This window comes from Micromonospora sp. ATCC 39149, from assembly GCF_000158815.1.
GTDB lineage: Bacteria > Actinomycetota > Actinomycetes > Mycobacteriales > Micromonosporaceae > Micromonospora.
Genome location: NZ_GG657738.1, coordinates 27,184 through 44,633, shown reverse-complemented (window position 1 = coordinate 44,633; position 17,450 = coordinate 27,184). Strand labels below are relative to the sequence as shown.

The 17,450-nt window shown below is 73.3% G+C and carries 16 protein-coding genes and 1 pseudogene; 10 read left to right on the top strand and 7 right to left on the bottom strand.

The window, feature by feature from the left end:
* Both MCAG_RS00180 and MCAG_RS00175 read right to left on the bottom strand, forming a co-directional pair.
* A pseudogene (locus tag MCAG_RS00180) lies at positions 1-569 on the bottom strand (MHYT domain-containing protein); the annotation flags it as partial.
* Between the two features lie 163 nt (positions 570-732).
* Positions 733-3,534: an RNA helicase gene (locus MCAG_RS00175; protein ID WP_007070985.1), complete on the bottom strand. Its 2,802-nt coding sequence runs from the start codon at positions 3,532-3,534 to the stop codon at positions 733-735.
* A gap of 86 nt (positions 3,535-3,620) precedes the next feature.
* Between MCAG_RS00175 and MCAG_RS00170 the strand changes: the two genes are divergently transcribed.
* The 6 genes from MCAG_RS00170 (at position 3,621) to MCAG_RS00145 (ending at position 9,894) form a co-directional block, all read left to right on the top strand.
* Positions 3,621-4,391 carry an HAD family hydrolase gene (locus MCAG_RS00170; protein WP_007070984.1) on the top strand — a complete coding sequence of 257 codons (771 nt, stop codon included), beginning with the start codon at positions 3,621-3,623 and terminating at the stop codon, positions 4,389-4,391.
* A gap of 254 nt (positions 4,392-4,645) precedes the next feature.
* On the top strand, positions 4,646-5,350 hold the full coding sequence (locus MCAG_RS00165) for a tryptophan 2,3-dioxygenase family protein (protein ID WP_007070983.1): 705 nt from the start codon (positions 4,646-4,648) through the stop codon (positions 5,348-5,350).
* A 62-nt stretch (positions 5,351-5,412) separates the two neighbouring features.
* Entirely contained in the window at positions 5,413-6,717 is a 1,305-nt protein-coding gene (locus tag MCAG_RS00160) for a tryptophan 2,3-dioxygenase family protein (protein ID WP_157547766.1), read from the top strand.
* Positions 6,714-7,892 carry an aminotransferase class V-fold PLP-dependent enzyme gene (locus tag MCAG_RS00155; protein WP_157547764.1) on the top strand — a complete coding sequence of 393 codons (1,179 nt, stop codon included), beginning with the start codon at positions 6,714-6,716 and terminating at the stop codon, positions 7,890-7,892. Before MCAG_RS00160 ends, MCAG_RS00155 begins: the two co-directional genes overlap by 4 nt.
* Entirely contained in the window at positions 7,889-8,920 is a 1,032-nt protein-coding gene (locus MCAG_RS00150) for a methyltransferase (protein WP_007070980.1), read from the top strand. Before MCAG_RS00155 ends, MCAG_RS00150 begins: the two co-directional genes overlap by 4 nt.
* 164 nt (positions 8,921-9,084) lie before the next feature.
* Positions 9,085-9,894 carry a zf-HC2 domain-containing protein gene (locus MCAG_RS00145; protein ID WP_050778126.1) on the top strand — a complete coding sequence of 270 codons (810 nt, stop codon included), beginning with the start codon at positions 9,085-9,087 and terminating at the stop codon, positions 9,892-9,894.
* Positions 9,895-9,987: 93 nt separating this feature from the next.
* On the opposite strand, the gene MCAG_RS00140 is transcribed toward MCAG_RS00145, so the two are convergent.
* Positions 9,988-10,518 carry a sigma-70 family RNA polymerase sigma factor gene (locus MCAG_RS00140; protein WP_050778125.1) on the bottom strand — a complete coding sequence of 177 codons (531 nt, stop codon included), beginning with the start codon at positions 10,516-10,518 and terminating at the stop codon, positions 9,988-9,990.
* A gap of 367 nt (positions 10,519-10,885) precedes the next feature.
* On the opposite strand from MCAG_RS00140, the gene MCAG_RS00135 reads away from it, so the two are divergent.
* From MCAG_RS00135 to MCAG_RS00125, 3 genes are all read left to right on the top strand, one after another.
* Positions 10,886-11,533, top strand: a complete 648-nt coding sequence (locus MCAG_RS00135) for a hypothetical protein (protein WP_198141444.1) — start codon at positions 10,886-10,888, stop codon at positions 11,531-11,533.
* Between the two features lie 137 nt (positions 11,534-11,670).
* A complete protein-coding gene (locus MCAG_RS00130; protein WP_157547762.1) occupies positions 11,671-12,126 on the top strand; it encodes a hypothetical protein in 456 nt (151 codons plus the stop codon).
* 12 nt (positions 12,127-12,138) lie between these two features.
* Complete coding sequence (locus MCAG_RS00125) at positions 12,139-12,495, top strand: hypothetical protein (RefSeq protein WP_157547760.1); 357 nt, start codon at positions 12,139-12,141, stop codon at positions 12,493-12,495.
* A 59-nt stretch (positions 12,496-12,554) separates the two neighbouring features.
* Here MCAG_RS00125 and MCAG_RS00120 read toward each other — a convergent pair whose 3' ends face one another.
* Complete coding sequence (locus tag MCAG_RS00120) at positions 12,555-12,899, bottom strand: transposase (RefSeq protein WP_157547758.1); 345 nt, start codon at positions 12,897-12,899, stop codon at positions 12,555-12,557.
* A 138-nt stretch (positions 12,900-13,037) separates the two neighbouring features.
* On the opposite strand from MCAG_RS00120, the gene MCAG_RS00115 reads away from it, so the two are divergent.
* A complete protein-coding gene (locus MCAG_RS00115; RefSeq protein WP_007070974.1) occupies positions 13,038-14,531 on the top strand; it encodes a cellulase family glycosylhydrolase in 1,494 nt (497 codons plus the stop codon).
* A 135-nt stretch (positions 14,532-14,666) separates the two neighbouring features.
* On the opposite strand, the gene MCAG_RS00110 is transcribed toward MCAG_RS00115, so the two are convergent.
* From MCAG_RS00110 to MCAG_RS00100, 3 genes are all read right to left on the bottom strand, one after another.
* Complete coding sequence (locus MCAG_RS00110; RefSeq protein WP_036371680.1) at positions 14,667-15,272, bottom strand: PepSY domain-containing protein; 606 nt, start codon at positions 15,270-15,272, stop codon at positions 14,667-14,669.
* Between the two features lie 107 nt (positions 15,273-15,379).
* Positions 15,380-16,672: a HAMP domain-containing sensor histidine kinase gene (locus tag MCAG_RS00105; protein WP_007070972.1), complete on the bottom strand. Its 1,293-nt coding sequence runs from the start codon at positions 16,670-16,672 to the stop codon at positions 15,380-15,382.
* Positions 16,669-17,364, bottom strand: a complete 696-nt coding sequence (locus MCAG_RS00100) for a response regulator transcription factor (protein ID WP_007070971.1) — start codon at positions 17,362-17,364, stop codon at positions 16,669-16,671. The genes MCAG_RS00105 and MCAG_RS00100 overlap by 4 nt, the downstream gene beginning before the upstream one ends.
* Positions 17,365-17,450: the final 86 nt, after the last annotated feature.

Below are 17,450 nucleotides of genomic sequence, written 5' to 3'. Positions count from 1 at the left end.
ATGCCGTTGACGGCGACGCCCATGACCAGCGCGGACGCGGCGACGGCCAGGTCTCTTTTGTATAAAAAAAAGGCCAGTCAGAGCGCCACGGTCGCCGCGACCACGGCGATGGCCACCGACAGGGCGACCCGGACCCGGTCGTAGCCGAGGGAGCCGCCCAGCCGCATCGCCGCCATTCCGGTGTAGTGCATGGCGGCGACCCCGAGCCCGGTGAACAGGCCGCCCGCGCCGATCCTCAGCCCGGAGATCCGGCCGGTGCCGACGGTCGTCAGGCCGATGCCGACCGCGGCCACGGCGACGAGCGCGCTGGCCACGGTGAGCGGCACGTCGTACCGGATCCGGGTGCCCTCCACGGCGAAGCCGAGCATCGCCATGAAGTGCATGCTCCAGATCGCGGTGCCGCCGATCGCCCAGGAGGCGAGGGTGACCCACCACACGCGCTGCCCGGTGGTGCCGGCGGTCCGGATGCGGCCCGCGCAGACGAGACCGAGGAACGAACCGAGCACCGACAGGGCGTAGCTGAGCGCCGGCGTGATCCACCCGTACTCAAAGTGATTGATTTCCGCCACGGTAGTTGTCCCCCCACAAGTTACCGACGCGTCAACAAGGCGCCGAAAACATGATCGGGGACGCGGTGAGCTGTCGCAACAGCACCCCCCGGCACTTCGGGGGGTGCTGTTGCGGTGACCGTCCGACGCTCCGGCACCGCGCCGGGATCACGTTGCGTGTTGGTCAGGCGTTGGCGTGGTAGGCGAGGACACCCCGGTTGACGGCGGCGATGGCCTGCCGGGCCGTGGCGCGCAGCTCGGCGGAGGCACCGCCGGAGTCGGCAAGCTGGCCGAGCAGGTCGACGACCTGCCGGGCCCAGCGGACGAAGTCGCCGGCCGGCATCTCGCCGTCGATCTCGTGACCGCTGGCCAGCACCTTGGCCAGGGCCTCGCCCCGGGCCCAGCGGTAGATCGGCCAGGCGAAGCCCAGGTCCGGCTCGCGGGTGACGGCGAGACCCCGGGCGGCCTCGTCGGCCTCGATCCCGCTCCACAGGTTCAGCGTCTCGTCCACCGCCTCCGAGACGGGGCCACGCGGCAGCGACGCCCGTTCGTCGACGTCCCGGCGGGCCTCGAACACCACCACGGACACGGCGGAGGCCAGCTCCGCCGGCGAGAGCCCGTCCCAGACGCCCCGGCGCAGGCACTCGGCGACCAGCAGGTCGGCCTCGGTCCAGATCCGGCCGAGCATCCGCCCGGCGTCGGTGACGGCACCGTCGGCGGACAGGTAGCCGCGCGCGGTGAGCAGCGCGACGATCCGGTCGAACGTGCGCGCGAGGGAACCGGTGCGACCGGCGACCCGCTCGCGCAGCTCCTCGGTGTCGCGTTCGAGGCGGCGACGCCGCTCGGCCCAGCGGGCGTGCTCCTCGCGCTCCGGGCACGCGTGGCAGGGGTGTCGGCGCAGCTCGGCGCGGAGCTGGCTGAGCGCGTGATCCTCGCCGGAGCCCTGCCGGGACCGGCCGCCGCGCCGCCCGCCGTGCCGGTCCAGGCCGGTGCCGCTGACCTCGGCGGCGAGGTCGCGGCGGGCCGCCGGGGAGCGGTGGTTGAAGTGCTTGGGCACCCGGATGCGGGCGAGCACCTCGGCCGGGGTGGTGAAGTCGCCGGGGCTGACCCGCCCGGCCCACCGGTCCTGGGTTAGTACGAGCGGACGGGGTTCGCCGAACCCGCCGGTGGCCGGGTCGAGCACCACCGCGAGACCGGCCCGGCGCCCGGAGGGCACCCGGATCACGTCGCCGACGCGCAGCCGCTCCAGCGCCGCCACGGCGGCGGCCTTGCGCTGGTGCTGACCCTGCCGGGCGATGGCGCGCTCCCGGTCGGCGATGGCCACCCGCAGCGCGAAGTACTCGTCGAAGTCGCCGTGGTGGCAGGCGGCCTCCGCGCCGTACGCGTCGATGGTCTCGGTGTTGCGCTGCACCTGCCGGGCCAGGCCGACGACCGACCGGTCCGCCTGGAACTGCGCGAACGAGGACTCCAGCAGCGCCCGGGCCGGCTCCGCGCCGACCGTGCCGACCAGGTTGACGGCCATGTTGTACGACGGGCGGAAGCTGGACCGCAGCGGGTAGGTGCGGGTGGAGGCCAGACCGGCCACGTGCCGGGGGTCGGTCTCCGGCGACCAGACCACGACGGCGTGCCCCTCCACGTCGATGCCCCGGCGGCCGGCGCGGCCGGTGAGCTGGGTGTACTCCCCCGGCGTGAGGTCGACGTGGGCCTCGCCGTTGAACTTCACCAGGCGTTCGAGGACGACGCAGCGGGCCGGCATGTTGATGCCCAGCGCCAGCGTCTCGGTGGCGAAGACCGCCTTGACCAGACCCCGGACGAACAGCTCCTCGACGACCTCCTTGAACACCGGCAGCATGCCGGCGTGGTGGGCGGCCAGGCCGCGCTCCAGGCCGTCGAGCCACTCCCAGTAGCCGAGAACCGTCAGGTCCTCGCCGGGAATGGCGGTGACCCGGGACTCGACGACCCGGCGGATCTCGGCACGCTCCTCGGGGGAGGTGAGCCGCAGGCCGGCAGCGAGGCACTGCTGCACGGCGGCGGCGCAGCCGGCGCGGCTGAAGATGAACAGGATCGCCGGCAGCAGCCCCTCCCGGTCGAGCCGGTCCACGATGTCCGGGCGCAGCGGGCCCCGCCAGCGCGGCCCGCGCCGGCCGCCGCCCGGCCCGGCGCTACGACCCTCGCCGAGCTCCAGCCGACGCATCGTCTCCCGGGTGTAGCGCAGCAGCTCCGGGTGCACGTCGTGCTTACGGGCGGCGTCGGCGTCGTGGAACAGGTCGAACATCCGCTTGCCGACGAGCATGTGCTGCCACAACGGCACCGGGCGGTGCTCGCTGACCACCACGGCGGTCTCGCCGCGCACGGTGACCAGCCAGTCGGCGAACTCCTCGGCGTTGGAGACGGTCGCGGACAGCGAGACCAGGGTGACCGAGGACGGCAGGTGGATGATCACCTCTTCCCAGACCCCGCCGCGGAACCGGTCGGCGAGGTAGTGCACCTCGTCCATGACCACGTAGGCCAGGCCCTCAAGGGTGGCCGAGCCGGCGTAGAGCATGTTGCGCAGCACCTCGGTGGTCATCACGACCACCGGGGCGTCGCCGTTGATCGCGTTGTCGCCGGTGAGCAGCCCGACGTGCGCGACGCCGTAGCGCTCCACCAGGTCGTGGTACTTCTGATTGGAGAGCGCCTTGATCGGCGTCGTGTAGAAGCACTTGCGCCGGGCGGGCGGCGCGTCGTCGCCGTCGGCCGCCGCCGGCCGCCCGGGGGCGCCGCGCAGGGCCAGGTGTACGGCGAACTCGCCGACCACGGTCTTCCCGGCGCCGGTGGGGGCGCAGACCAGCACACCGCTGCCCCGTTCCAGGGCCTGGCACGCCTCCCGCTGGAAGTCGTCGAGATCGAACCCCAGGTCCAGGGTGAACTCGTCCAGTGCCGGGAACTGTGAGGCCTGCGCGGCCCGGCGGCGCGCCGCGGCGTACCGCTCGGCGGGGCTCGACATGTCTCCAAGATTAGTGCGTGCCTGCGACGACCACCGGCCAAGGCCGTCCGACAGGGGGGTCGGGGGCGGTCGGTAGGGTGCACGGCGTGCCGGATCATGCCGAACCGACCCAGTCGAGCCCACCGGGCGCGTTCGACGCCGCCGCGAACGCCCGGGCGTCCCGGCGGCCCGTCGAGGCGGTCCTGTTCGACTTCCACGGCACCCTCGCCCAGGTGGAGGAGCCCCGCGACTGGGTGCTCGCCGCCGCGCGGACGTGCGGGGTGAGCCTGGATCGGGTACGGGCCACCGCGCTGGCCGACCGGCTGCTCACCGCCGGGCGGGCGGGCGGGCCGCTGCCGGCCCGGGTGCCGCCGGCGCTGGCCGAGCTGTGGTCCGAGCGGGATCTCTACCCGCACGCCCACCGGGGCGCGTACACGGGGCTGGCGGCGACCGTGGACGCCGGGATCGACGGCCTCGCCGACGCGCTGTACGAGCGGGTGCTGAGCCCCGACGGGTGGGTGCCGTACCCGGACACCGCCCCGACCTTCGCGGCGTTGCGGTCGGCCGGCGTGAAGGTGGCGGTGGTGAGCAACATCGGCTTCGACATCCGGCCGTTCTTCGCCGCCTGGGGGCTCGACGGGATGGTGGACGCGTACGTCCTGTCGTACGAGGTGGGGCGCTGCAAGCCCGACCCGGCGATCTTCTGGCGGGCCTGCGGGATGCTCGGGGTGGACGCGGAGCGGGCGCTGATGGTGGGCGACACCGCGGCGGATGCCGGCGCGGTGCGGGCCGGCTGCGCGGTGCTGGTGCTGCCGGAGGCCGAGCCGGGCCGACCCAACGGGCTGGGCGCCGTGCTCGACCTGGCGTTGCCCGCCTGACCCTGCCCACCCCGCACCCGCCCCGCCGACGCCGGCGCCATTACGACGTGAAATTGCCCACTATTGCGCACCGCGCCGACCAGCCACCTTTCCTTCGAATAAAACGGCCGAGAAGGTTCTAATTGCCCCTGCCGGCGAGCGGCCGGATACGGGTGCGTGACATATTGCTGTACGTCGTTGGATAATGTCCGCCGCGATGAGCCGTCGCGGGTCACTTTCAGGTGCCCCGACGCCCAACCGAAGGGGACAATTCCGTGAAGCGGGACCACTCACCCGTGCTGCCGGGAGACGGCGACACCGACTACGCGCGTTACATGCGCACGGAGGCGCTGCTCGACCTGCAACGACGCCCGGAGCAGATGATCCACCGCGACGAACTGCTCTTCCAGGTGGTCCACCAGTCCACCGAGCTGTGGCTCAAGCTCGCGGCGGCCGACCTGACGGAGGCCACCGACCGCATCGACGCCGGTGAGCCGGCCGCGGCGGAGCTGCTGCTGACCCGGGCGGCGCTCGGCGTACGGCTGATCACCGATCAGCTTGAGATGTTCCGCCACCTCTCCCCCGCCGACTTCCAGGCGATGCAGCCGGCGCTGGGCAACGGTTCCGGCGCCGAATCGCCGGGCTGGCGGCAGGTGCAGGCCGTCAGCCGGCGGCTCGGCCGGGCCTTCACCGACCTTCTCGCCGCGCACGGCGTCGACGTGTCCGCGCTGCCGGCCACTGACGCGACCGATCCGCTGCACCGGCTGGCCGAGGCCATGGTCGAGTGGGACGAGCGGGTCGCGTCCTGGCGGGTGCGGCACTACCAGGTGGCCCTGCGCGTCGGCGGCCACGGCCCGGCCGGCACCCCGGGCAGCCCGGCGACGATGCTCGCCCGGCTGATCGACCACCGGTTCTTCCCCGAACTGTGGCAGGTCCGGATGGGCACGGCGGGCGGCCCGCCGCCCGCGGGCCGACCCTGACCGTCCGCCGCCGGAATCGTCGGATCCTCACCGTCCGTGTTTAACACAAACGTAATGTCGAGGTGCGGTTAGTGCGCGAGGTGACGAGTTGGCGGTCCGGCGTATCCGATCCCGCCGACTTTCCCTACTCCGCCGTGCTGGCGGAGTTTCAACTGGTCGGTAAACACTTTGTCAAAAAGGAGCTGCTCGCACTTCTCGACGAGATCCGGTCGCACGTCGCCGCCCCGAGCGGGCGCGCCGCCACACCCGGGGGCACCGACCCGGCCCGGCTGCTGCGCGACTTCCTCGACGTCGCCCTGGACAAGTGGAACGGCCACTACGACTACCGCAGCTACCTGGCGCTGCGGCTGCTCCGGCTGCCCTGCGCGGCCGACGGCCCGGTCACCGACCCGACGGCCGACCCGGCGGGCGCGCGCCGGGACTCCGACCGGCTCTTCCTGCGGCTGGTCGCCGACGCCCTGGCGTTCGAGCTGGCCGCCGGGGCCGGGGCCACCGACCTGCTGCCCGAGCAGCGACCGGGTCCGGAAACGGTCGCGAAGCGCTACCGGCTCGGCGTCCGGGCCGCGGCCCCCGCGCTGTCCCGGCTGGCCCCGGGCCGAGCGGTCGACGACCGGGAGCCGGCCGTCGCGGCGGCGACCCTGCACACCCTGACCACCGCCGACCTCGCCGGCGACGAGGAGCGGGAGCTGCGGCTGAGCATGCTGCCGGTGTACGTGACACACGACGAGTACCTGTTCATCCGGGTGCTCCAGGCGTACGAATGCGTCTTCGCCGGGCTCGCCGACGAGCTGCGCGGCACCGTTGCCGCCCTGTCCGCCGGGCACGCGTCGACGGCGGCCGGCCGGCTGGCGTACGCCCGCGAGCAGCTCACCGCCGCCGGCCCGCTGTTCTCGCTGCTGGCCACCATGCAGCCGGAGTCCTTCCGGACCTTCCGGGAGTACACCGAGGGGGCCAGCGCCATCCAGTCCCGCTCGTACAAGCTGATGGAGTCGCTGTGCCGTACCCCAGACGGGGCCCGGCTGGACTCGGCGGCCTACCGGTCGGTGCCGGAGGTGCGCGACCGGTTGCTCGCCGGGCAGCCGTCGGTCGACGCCGCGTACCGGGCGGCGGTACGCGCCGACCGGCTGGCCGGTGCCGACCGCGCCCGGGTGGAGCAGGAGATGCGCGAGTTCTCCGCCGCCGTGCTCCAGTGGCGGCGCACCCACCACCGGCTGGCCACCCGGATGCTCGGCTCCCGCCCCGGCACCGGCTACACACAACGCCGCCGTCGCGATCGACCCGTCGGCCCACCTCTTCCCGGGCCACTCCTCCGACACCCCCTGACCCCGGCGGCCCCGCCGACGAACACTGGAGGCTGTCCCGAGTGAGCGAACCCGATCGGGCCCCGGCGGACGGCGAGGCGCAGTGCCTCGACCCCGCCGCGCACGCCGCCCTGCGCGCCGAGTTCCCGCTGCTGCGAACCTGCGTCTACCTGAACAACAACTCCACCGGCGCGGTCCCCGAGGGCGCGCAACGGGTGCTGACCGACTACTGGGAGACCCTGCGCGGCTGGCGCGACGACGTGTGGCAGGACTGGCACGTCGGCCTCGACCGGTACGCCGACTCGGTGGCCGCGTTCATCGGCGCGGCACCGGGCAGCGTGGTCACCGACGCGAACCTGAGCACCCTGCTGGCCCGCGTCGCCTCCTGCTTCGACTACCGCCCGCCGCGCGACCGGGTCGTCACCACCGACCTGGAGTTCCCCACGGTGCCGTTCGTCTGGAACGCGTTCGGCCGCTACGGTGCCCGCACCGACGTGGTCGCCACCGGCGGCCTGCGGTTCGACCAGGACGCCATCGAGGCGCGCATCGACGAGCGGACGCTGCTGGTGTGCGTGCCGCACGCCAGCTTCGCCTCCGGCGACACGCTCGACCTGCCCCGGCTGGTCGCGCGGGCCCACGACGCCGGAGCCCTGGTGATCGTCGACGCCTTCCAGACCGTCGGGGTGCTGCCGCTGGACGTGACCGCGCTGGGCGTGGACATCGTCCTCGGCGGCGCGCACAAGTGGCTGTGCGGCGTCGGCACCGCCTTTCTCTACGTCCGGCCGGACCTGACGCCCGCGCTGGAGCCGGCGGCGACCGGCTGGCAGGCCGGGGACGCGGCACTGACCTTCCGGCCGTCGACCGGCTGGGCGACCGGCGCGCGACGGTTCGCCGGCGGTACGCCGTTCCCGCTCACCTCACTGGTCTCCCAGGTGGGCCTGGACCTGCTGGCCGGCGTCGGCGTGCCCGCGATCCGGCGGCACTCCCTGGCCTGCACCCAACGGATCGTCGACCGGGCCGCCGAGGCCGGCATAGCGGTGGTCAGCCCGACCGAGCCGCACCGGCGCGGCGGCGTGGTCTGCCTCGACGTGCCCGACGGGGAGGCGGTCAAGCGGCGGCTCGCCGCGCGAAACGTGATCTGTAGCTGGCGGGGCTGGCTCCGGGTCGGCCCGCACGTCTACAACACCCCGGAGGAGGTCGACGTGTTCATGGACGCGCTGGAAGAGGAGCTGGGCCGATGAGCGTCACCCTGTCACCGCGGGCACTGATGAGCCTGCTCGCCAACGGCTCGAAGGCGATGGACGTGCTGGAGACCGCCCTCACCCTGGGCGTGCTCGACGCGCTGGAGCCGGGGCCGGCGCGCCTCGGCGACCTCGCCGTGCGGCTCGGGGCCCGGCCGCTGCGGCTGTACAAGTTCCTGGACTGCCTGGAGAGCCTCGGCTTCGTCACCCGCGAGGAGCCCGACGACGACATCACCGCCGTCCGCTACCGGGCCGTGCCGGGGCTGCGCGACGCCGTGGCGGCGGTCGTGGGGCCGGGGGCCGTCGAGCGCGATCGGGACCGCTACCCGTGGCGCGTGCTGCACGGCCGGCTGGCCGAGAGCCTGCGCGGCGAGGTCAGCATGACCGACGAGGACTTCGCGTGGCCGCCGCGCACCGACGAGCAGACCGCCGCGTTCGAGCGGAGCATGGCCGTCGGGCTCGGCCCGGTGCTGGAGACGCTGCACCGGCACGCCGAGCGGCTGTGGACGGGCCGGCGCCGGCTGCTCGACGTCGGCGGCGGCGACGGTACCCTCGCCGCGCGCGTGCTCGACGACGCCCCCGGGTTGCGGGCCGACGTGTTCAACCTGCCGGCGGTGGCGCCCCTGGTGGCGGAAACCCGGCAGCGTTGCGGCCACCCCGACCGGCTGGGGTTCGTCGGCGGGGACTTCTTCGCCGAGCCGCTGCCGTCCGGCTACGACGCGCTGGCCTTCGTCCGGGTGCTGCACGACTGGCCCAACGACGTCGCCCGCCGGCTGGTCGAGGCGGCGTACCGGGCCCTCGAACCGGGCGGGCTGCTGCTCATCGGCGAGGAGTTCCGCACCCCGGACCGGCTGGCGATGCAGTTCTTCTGGAGCTACTTCCTGATCGGCGTCGACAGCTGCGTCAGCCGGCTGCGGGAGGTCGAGTTCTACACGGGCCTGCTCAAGGAAATCGGCTTCGAGCGGGTGGAGGTGCTGCCCGGCGGCTGGGAGCTGGTCACCGCGTACAAGCCGGAGACGGCGGGCTGACCGGGCGGGCCGGGCGCGGACGGGGCCGCCCGGCCCGGTGCCCGTCAAGCCCGGCGGGCCAGCACGGCGCCGTTGGCGTGATAGCCCCGGGCCAGAAGGGTAGCGCGGCGTGACTCGCCGGATCGCGCGGGAACCATGCCGCCGTGCCGAGCGACTACCGGTACATGCGGTGTGAGCAGTGGCGGGAGATGCTGTCGGCCCAGTTGGACGGGGAGGAGACCCCGGCCGAGCGGGTCACGGCCGAGGGACATCTGGTCACGTGCGGTGACTGCCGGGCCTGGTTCGAGACGGCTGCGGCGGTGACCCGCCGGGCGCGTACCCGGGTGGTGTCGGCGGTGCCCGACCTGGCCGACGCGGTTCTCGCCGCCGTTCCCGCCGGGTCGCCGCCGGGCCGGTGGCGGTCGACAAGCCGGTGGCGGTCGCCGGGCCGGTGGCGGGAGCGGCTGGTCGCCGGGCTGCGGGCCACGCTGGGGCTGGTGGGGGCGGTGCAGGTGGTGCTGGGGCTGGTTCAGGTCGGTCGGGGCACGACCGTCGCGCACGCGCACGCCACCGGGCAGCACCTGTGGCACGAGTCGGCGGCGTGGAACGTCGCCGTCGGCGCCGGGTTCCTGTTCGTGGCGCTACGGCGGTTCCCGCCGGCCGGCGTACTGCCGATGCTCAGCGCCTTCGTCGCGACCCTGGTGCTGCTGTCGGTGAACGACCTGGTGACCGGCCAGGTCGCCGTGTCGCGGCTGGTCAGCCACGCGATCCTGGTGTTCGGTTGGGTGCTCACCGCGCTGCTGTCGCGGCCCGGTCTGCGCCCGGGTGGGCCCGCGCCCCGGCAGGGCAGGTCGCCGGGATCCCGCTGGCGAATCGAGCTGGACCAGCCCGAGCCGGCGGCCCCGTTGCGGTTGCTACCGCCGCGCCCTTACTCGGCGCGGGCCCATGCCCACCCCACCGGGTCCGCCGGGCTGGCCGACCACCAGGCCGCCTGATCCGACGGGTCGGGCCGGTCACCTGACCCGACCGCCGGCGAGCGGCCCGCTGGTCGAAGCGCCGGGCGGACCGACCGACGCGCCTGGCGGGGCTCAGCCGGCCCGCGTCGACCGGGCCGGGCGACCGTCGGCGTGCCACGCGGCGACGAGGTCCTCCCGCGCCCGCGCAACCCGGGAACGGATCGTGCCGACGGGACAGCCGCAGACCTGCGCCGCCTCCGCGTACGACAGGCCGGCGACCTGGGTGGCGACGAACGCCTCTCGTCGCTCCGGAGCCAGACCGGCGATGAGCTGGCGCAGGACGACCCCGTCGTCCGCGCCGGGCTCGGCCGCGCCCGCGCCCTCCGCCGCCGCCTGCCAGTCCGGCAGCGCCGCCGTACGCGGGCGGGTCACCGCCGTGCGAACCTGGTCGACGGCGACCCGGCGGGCGATGCTGAACACCCAGGTGCGGGCCGAGGACCGGCCGGCGAAGCCGGGCAGGCTGCGCAGTGCGCGCAGGAACGTCTCCTGGGTCAGGTCGTCGGCCTCCCCCGGCCCGGCGAGGTGGGCCAGGAACCGCCACACCGGGCCCTGGAGGGCCCGCACGAACGCGGCGGCAGCCGGCTGGTCGCCCGCGCCGGCCATCCGCGCCCACCGGGTCACCTGCTCGTCGTCGGCCCCCGTGCCGGCGGCCCACCCGGGCCCGCTCACGGGCGGCCGTCCGCGCCGGGGCGGACCGTCGGCCGCGACGGGCGGTGCCGTCGGGCGTTCACCTGGACCGGTACGGTCCGCGACGCTGCTCGGTTCACGTGGTCTGTCTCCCGGCCCAGCTCCGGCGGTTGGCACCCTCCGCCGGGGCGGAAGGTCGATCTCGGTACGCCGCCCGAGAGCGCCGCACCCCGGTTTGTCGGTGCCCGGGGCGGAAAAGTTCCCGGGCCTCCCGCATCGCCTGACCCCGGCCACCCCGTACCCCCCGAACCGGCCGCCGGTGGCACGGACGCAGCCCGTCCGGGTGTCATCCAAAATCATCCGGCCGTCGTCGTACGGCGATTTCGTGGCGCCCCTGGTCATCCTGGGGCTTGCCATCGGCCTCGCGGTCTCCCCGTGCACGGACGCGATCATGGGCGCGTTCCCGGAGTCGGAGCTGGGCGTGGGTAGCGCTGTCAACGACACCTCGACAGAACTGGGCGGCGCGATTGGCATTGCCATCCTCGGCTCGTTGCTGTCCACCTCGTACTCGGCCAACCTGTCCGACGCGACCGCGGGCAGCGCGCTCCCGGCCGAAGCGCTGAGCCAGGCACAGGGCTCGGTCGGCGCGGGATACACGGTCGCCCAGCACGTCGGCGACCGGGCGCGACAGCTCGCCGAGCAAGCGGCGGGCGCCGGCAACACCGAGCTTGGCGCCCAGCTGAAGACACAGGCGAGCCAGCTCGCCGACAGCGCCCGGCAGCTGGCGGACGCGGTCGGCTCGTCCTTCTCCGATGCGGTGGCCCAGACGAGCCTCGTCGGCGCCGTGATCCTGGGCGTGGGGACGGTCCTCGTGGGACTGTTGCTGCCGCACGGGGGCCGCACTGCGTACCACCCGGCCGAGACCGGGGCGGAAGCCGAGGCCGAGGTCGAGACCAGGGCCGAGGCCGAGACGAGCAGCGCGATGCGCTGACAGCCCCGAAGTAGCGCCAGTGTCACCGCCGTAGGGGTCGCACGATCGGATGGCGCGCCACTTGATCGATGCCGGTGGTGCGATACCTCGCGAAGGCGGCGGCACCGTCACTGAGCACCGCGAAACAAGGAGTATCCATGACATCGCGCCGCCAGCCTGGCGTGCCCGCCAGTACCTCGCCGGACATCCTCGCGGCGGAGGCGTGGTTCCGCCGCCGCGGCCTGCCGTGGTTCGTCGACTCGGTCGACGCGCGGGTACGGGCGCTGCTGCGCCGCCGGTGGCTATGGATGCTGCTCATCGGGGTGGCTGTCGTCGCCGCAGCGGCGGCCGGGGTGAGTCACCTGCTCACCGACAACTGGCCGTCCGCCGTCCTGCTGTTCCTGGCCGTCGGTGTCGCGTTCCTGGTGACCCGGCTCCCCGAACAGGTTCGCGAGGTGCGGGAGGCGGCGGCGGGTGACGGCGTCGTCAAGGCCTGCCGTGGGACACCGCTGGAGCAGCGGGCACGTGAGGTGGCCCAGGCCCCGCTCCAGCCCGGCGCCGCCGGCGGCCAGGACGAGCCGTTGTCCGGCACACAACGGGCAAATCTGCTGTAGGTGCTGTTGGCGATGCAGACCATGCAGGTGTTTCTGCTGGTCTTCGCAACCTTCGTGTTCTTCGTGGTCTTCGGTGCGCTCGCCATCAATTCGACCGTGGTCGAGTCTTGGATCGGCCACCCGCCCATCCCGGTGGTCTTTGCGGTCGCGCGTCTCCCGGTCAGCCGGGAGTTGCTCCAGGTGTCGGTTTTCCTGTCGGCCTTCGCCGGTCTTTACTTCACCGTGTATGCGATCACCGACGCCGGCTACCGCAGGCAGTTCTTCGGCGATTTGTCCCGCGGGCTGGAGCAGGCCATCGGCGTCCGGGAGGTGTACCGCATCCTGCGGCGCGAGTCCGTCGCCATCGGTCCCCTCGGTGATGGCTCGTAACTCGGTGCGGCGAGGCGGATGATGCTGATCGGAAGGTTGCGGAGTCTCCCGCGATCCGGTCACGCGGGCAGCCACACGACGATCCCGGCGATCACCCAGCAGTTGCCGTAGCCGAACTTGTACCTGCCCGGGGCCGACCCGTCGTGCTGCCACCCGACGGCGTGGACCGTGCGTCCGTACCGGCGAAACAGGATGTCGTCCACGACGACCTCGACCGCGAACTCCGGTGGCAGGAACATCCCAACGATCATCGCGGCCACCGCGGGACCGAGGGTGTCCGGGCACCAGCGGGCCCGGGCGGAGAACCAGTGCGCCGACCCGTGGTGGACCAGCCGTGGACCCGGCACCATCACCGTCGCGTTCGCGAAGCCGAATCGTCGCTGCCGCGCTGGTGATCCCCACATCGAGCACGACCGCACCACATGACAACCGCCAGTAGTCAGAACCTGGCGCGGAATGTCTCATTGACTTTCATAACCATCCTAATAAAGAATGTCCGCAGCGCTCCCATCGATCCCTCACCTCATCCAGGCGGAGATCAGATGAAAAACCGCTATGCACTACTGGCCGCCGGCACCGCCAGCGCGCTGGTACTGGGTGGCATCGCAACGGCAACCCTTCCCGCCTCGGCGGCCGCATCCGGCTGCTCCGTCACGTACACGGTGCAGAGCCAGTGGAAAGACGGGTTCACCGCCAACGTCGCCATCACCAACCTCGGTGACCCGATGTCGAACTGGACGCTCACGTTCGACTTCCCGAACACCGGCCAGCGCGTCGCGCAGGGTTGGAGCGCAACCTGGACGCAGTCCGGCGCCCGCGTTTCCGCGGCCAGCATGAGCTGGAACGGATCACTGGGCACCGGCGCGTCCACCTCGATCGGGTTCCTCGGCGCATGGAACGACGCCAATCCGATACCCGCGTCATTCGCGCTCAACGGCACCGTCTGCACGGGATCGGTGACCACACCGACCGCCACCCCGCCCCCGACCGCCACAACGCCACCTCCGAGCGGTCCAGCGCCGGAGCTGCGCGTGTCCGGCAACAAGATCCTCACCGCGGACGGCAAGGCGTACCGGCTGCTGGGCGTGAGCCGCTCCAGCGGCGAGTTCGCCTGTGTGCAGGGCAAGGGCCTGTGGGACTCCGGGCCGGTCGACCAGGCATCCGTCGACGCGATGAAGACCTGGAACATCCGCGCCGTCCGGATCCCGTTGAACGAGGAATGCTGGCTCGGCGTCAACGGCTCACCCCGCGGCGCCACCTACCAACAGGGCGTCAAGGACTACGTGGACCTCTTGGTCGCCAACGGCATCAACGTCATCCTCGACCTGCACTGGAACTGGGGCGCCTACACGAACAGCCCGGACTGGCACTGCAAGGACGAGCACGCCACCTGCCAGAAGCCGATGCCGGACGCGCGGTACGCCCCGCAGTTCTGGACCGGCGTCGCCAACACCTTCAAGGGCAACGACGCGGTCGTCTTCGACCTGTTCAACGAGCCGTACCCGGACATGCCCGCCGAATGGAACAAGACCCTGGGCTGGCAGTGCCTACGCGACGGCGGCACCTGCGCCGGCCTCCCCTACGAGGCCGCCGGCATGCAGGACCTCGTCGACGCGGTCCGCGCCACCGGTGCCACCAACCTACTCATGGTCAGCGGCCTGGAATGGACCAACGACATGCGCGAATGGCTGACGTACAAGCCGAACGACCCGCTGAACAACATCGCCGCATCTTGGCACGCATACAGCTTCAACGCCTGCGCGAACGAGTCCTGCTGGGACAGCCAGATCGCCCCACTCGCGCAGCAGGTGCCGGTCGTAATCGGCGAGTTCGGTCAGGACGATTGCAGCTTCGACTACATGCAACGGCTGGTCACCTGGGCCGACGCGCACGACATGGGGTACCTGGCCTGGACCTGGAACCCATGGGGCTGCACCGGCGGCGCCGTGCTCGTCAAGGACTGGGCCGGCACCCCGGAACCCGGCGTCGGCGAGGGCTACAAGGCCCACCTGCTTACCCAGAGCCCGTACGTCTGATCCACTCTCGCGGTGACCCCGGCCTATTCCCGGACCGGGGTCACCGCCTCCACCCCCAACGGTGAGCCTCGATCTTCGCCGTCGGTGGCTCGGCGTACCCGGCCGACGGCTCGATCGGCATGACGATGTCGAGCCTCACCCGGTGGAAGCAGACACGATGCGGAACCCTGGCCTCCTCGACGCGGCCGAGCGGGTCGCCCGGACAAGGGGCGACCCGCTCGTGTCTTGCGGCACCGGGCCAAACCGGGCGCCCTTCAGAATAAAATAGTCGTCGCGGTCGTCGTCGCGGTCGTCGCGGTCGTCGTCGCGGTCGTCGTCGCGGCCGTCGTCGACCGGCTCCTGCTCGGCCTTGACCACAGTGCCGTCGTTGCGGTCCACGTCGACTTCGTGCTCGGTCTGGTCGTTGACGATCTCGACGCTCCACACCGCCCGGCCACGCTCGTGCTCGGCCTCGACCTCGACGATTCGCCCGCCCCCGGCCCGCGCCAGCGCGATCTCGCCGGCCCGCTGCTGGTCGACCGCGCCGGTACGCCCGGGAGCGCTGGTGGCCGCGGGAACACCGGTCGAGGCACCGGTCGCACCGCCGTCCGGGATCGTGGTGGCACCCGGAGCGGCGGTTGCGGCGGTCAGGGTGGTGCGGGCGACCCGCTCGTCGGCGGCGGTGACGCCCACGGCCACCCCGGCCGCCGCCAGCATCGCCGCGCCGCCCAGCGACGCCATGATCAGGGAGTTGCGCTTCATCTCGGGCACCTTTCCTCGTTTCCTCGTTTCCTGCTTCAGAGGATCGGTCCGGGCGGGATAGTGGCGCGCTGCCCGAACGCTAAGGCCCGGTAAAGGCTGCCCGGACGCTACGGCCGGGCCGGCCGGGATGAGGGCGGACCGAGCCAGAGCCGTACCTCCGCTCCGCCGCCCGGGGCGGTGCGCAGCTCCAGCCGACCTCCGGCGGCCTCCGCCGCCCGGCGCGCGATGTCCAGGCCGAGGCCGGTGGACCCGGCCAGGCTCGCGCCCCGGGCCACGGTGGCCGCCGGCATGCCTTGGCCCTCGTCGGCGACGGCGAGCACCACCTGCCCGGCCTGCCGGGCGAGCCGGACGGTGAACGCGGTGCCGTCCGGGGTGTGCGCGAAGACGTTGCCGAGCAGCGCGTCCACCGCCGCGGCCAGCTCGTCGGCGGGTACCCCGACCGGCAGCGGCCCGGCGGCCAGGTCGCGGCGGACCGCCCGCCCGGTGTCCTCGGCCAGCACCGACCAGAACGCCACCCGGTCGGCGACGACGGCGGTGGCGTCGCAGCCGGCCTGCGCGGCGGCCGGTGACCGGTCGCGGCGGGCCTGGCGGATCAGGCTGGTCACGGCCCGCTCCAGCGCGTCCGCCGCGGCGGTGATCCGCGCCGCGTCCTGCGGGTCGGGCAGCGACTCGGCCTCCAGCCGCAGCGCGGTGAGCGGCGTACGCAGCCGGTGGGACAGGTCGGCAACCTGCTCGCGTTCCTGCGCCAGCAGCACCTGGATGCGCCCGGCCAGATGGTTGAGCGCACCGGCCACCTCGCGCAGCTCGGCCGGGCCGGCGGGGGTGACCCTCGCGTCCAGCTCGGCGTTGGCGAGCCGGTGCGACACCGTCGACAGCTCGGTGATCGGCCGGACCAGGGTGCGGGCCAGCCGGTCGGCCACCGCCAGCCCGACCAGCACCAGCAGCACGCCGAGCAGGGCCAGCACGAGCCAGGCCCGGGTCACCCCGGCCGTCAGCTCGGCGCGGGGCACCACGGTGCGGATCACCCCGGTGCCGTCCGGCCGGCCCTGCACCGCGATCACCACCTCGCGTCCGGAGGCCGACTCCGCGGTGAGGCTCTGCCCGCGTTCGGCCAGGGCCACCGCCGGGGTACGCGGAGTGGGCGTGCCGAGCACGGTGTCGCCGGGCAGGAACACGCTGACCGGGCGGCCGGACTCGGCGGCGAGCTGCTCGACGGTCAACCGGATGGTCTCGGCGTCGGCGGTGCCCACCACCGGCACGAGGCTCTGCGCGTCGGCGGTGGCCCGCACGGTGGCCCGGTCCTCGGCCACGGCGCGCACCAGCAGCGCCAGCGGCACGAGGAACGCCACCAGGATGAGCACGCTGACCGCGGCGGCCAGCAGCGCCAGCCGGGCCCTCATCCCGCGCCGCCCGGCGACTCCAGCCGGACGCCCACGCCCCGCACGGTGTGCAGGTAGCGGGGCTGCTGGGCGTTCTCGCCCAGCTTGCGGCGCAGCCAGGACAGGTGCACGTCGACGGTCTTGTCGGCCCCGCCGTACGGGATCTGCCAGACCTCGGTCAGCAGCTCCCGCTTGGTGACCACCTCGCCGGGCCGGGCGGCGAGGTGGTGCAGCAGGTCGAACTCGCGCGGGGTGAGTTCGACCGCGACACCGTCGAGGGTCACCTGCCGGGCGCGCGGGTCGACGCGCAGCCCGCCCACTACGAGGGCGGGGTCGCCTGCCCCGGCACCGGCGGCACCGCGTCGGAGCACCGCGCGGATCCGCGCGTCGAGTTGAGCGGCGGTGAACGGCTTCACCACGTAGTCGTCGGCGCCCGCGTCGAGGACCCGGACGATCTCGGTCTCGTCGTCGCGGGCGGTGGCCACGATGACCGGCACCGCGCTGACCGCCCGCAGCATCCGCAGCAGCTCCCGCCCGTCCAGGTCGGGCAGGCCCAGGTCGAGCACCACCAGGTCGGGCCGGTTGTCCAGGGCGTCGCGCAGCCCGTCCATGGCGGTCGACGCGGCGGCCACCGCGTGCCCCCGGTCCCGCAGCGCCCGCACCAGCGGCGTGCGGATGGTCAGGTCGTCCTCGATCAGCAGCAGGCGGGGCACCCGACGAGGCTAACCGCCGCGCACGGGCGCTGGCCCGGTCCTTAACCGTCCCTTAGCGTCGTCCCACGCCGCGGCCAACCTTCGAT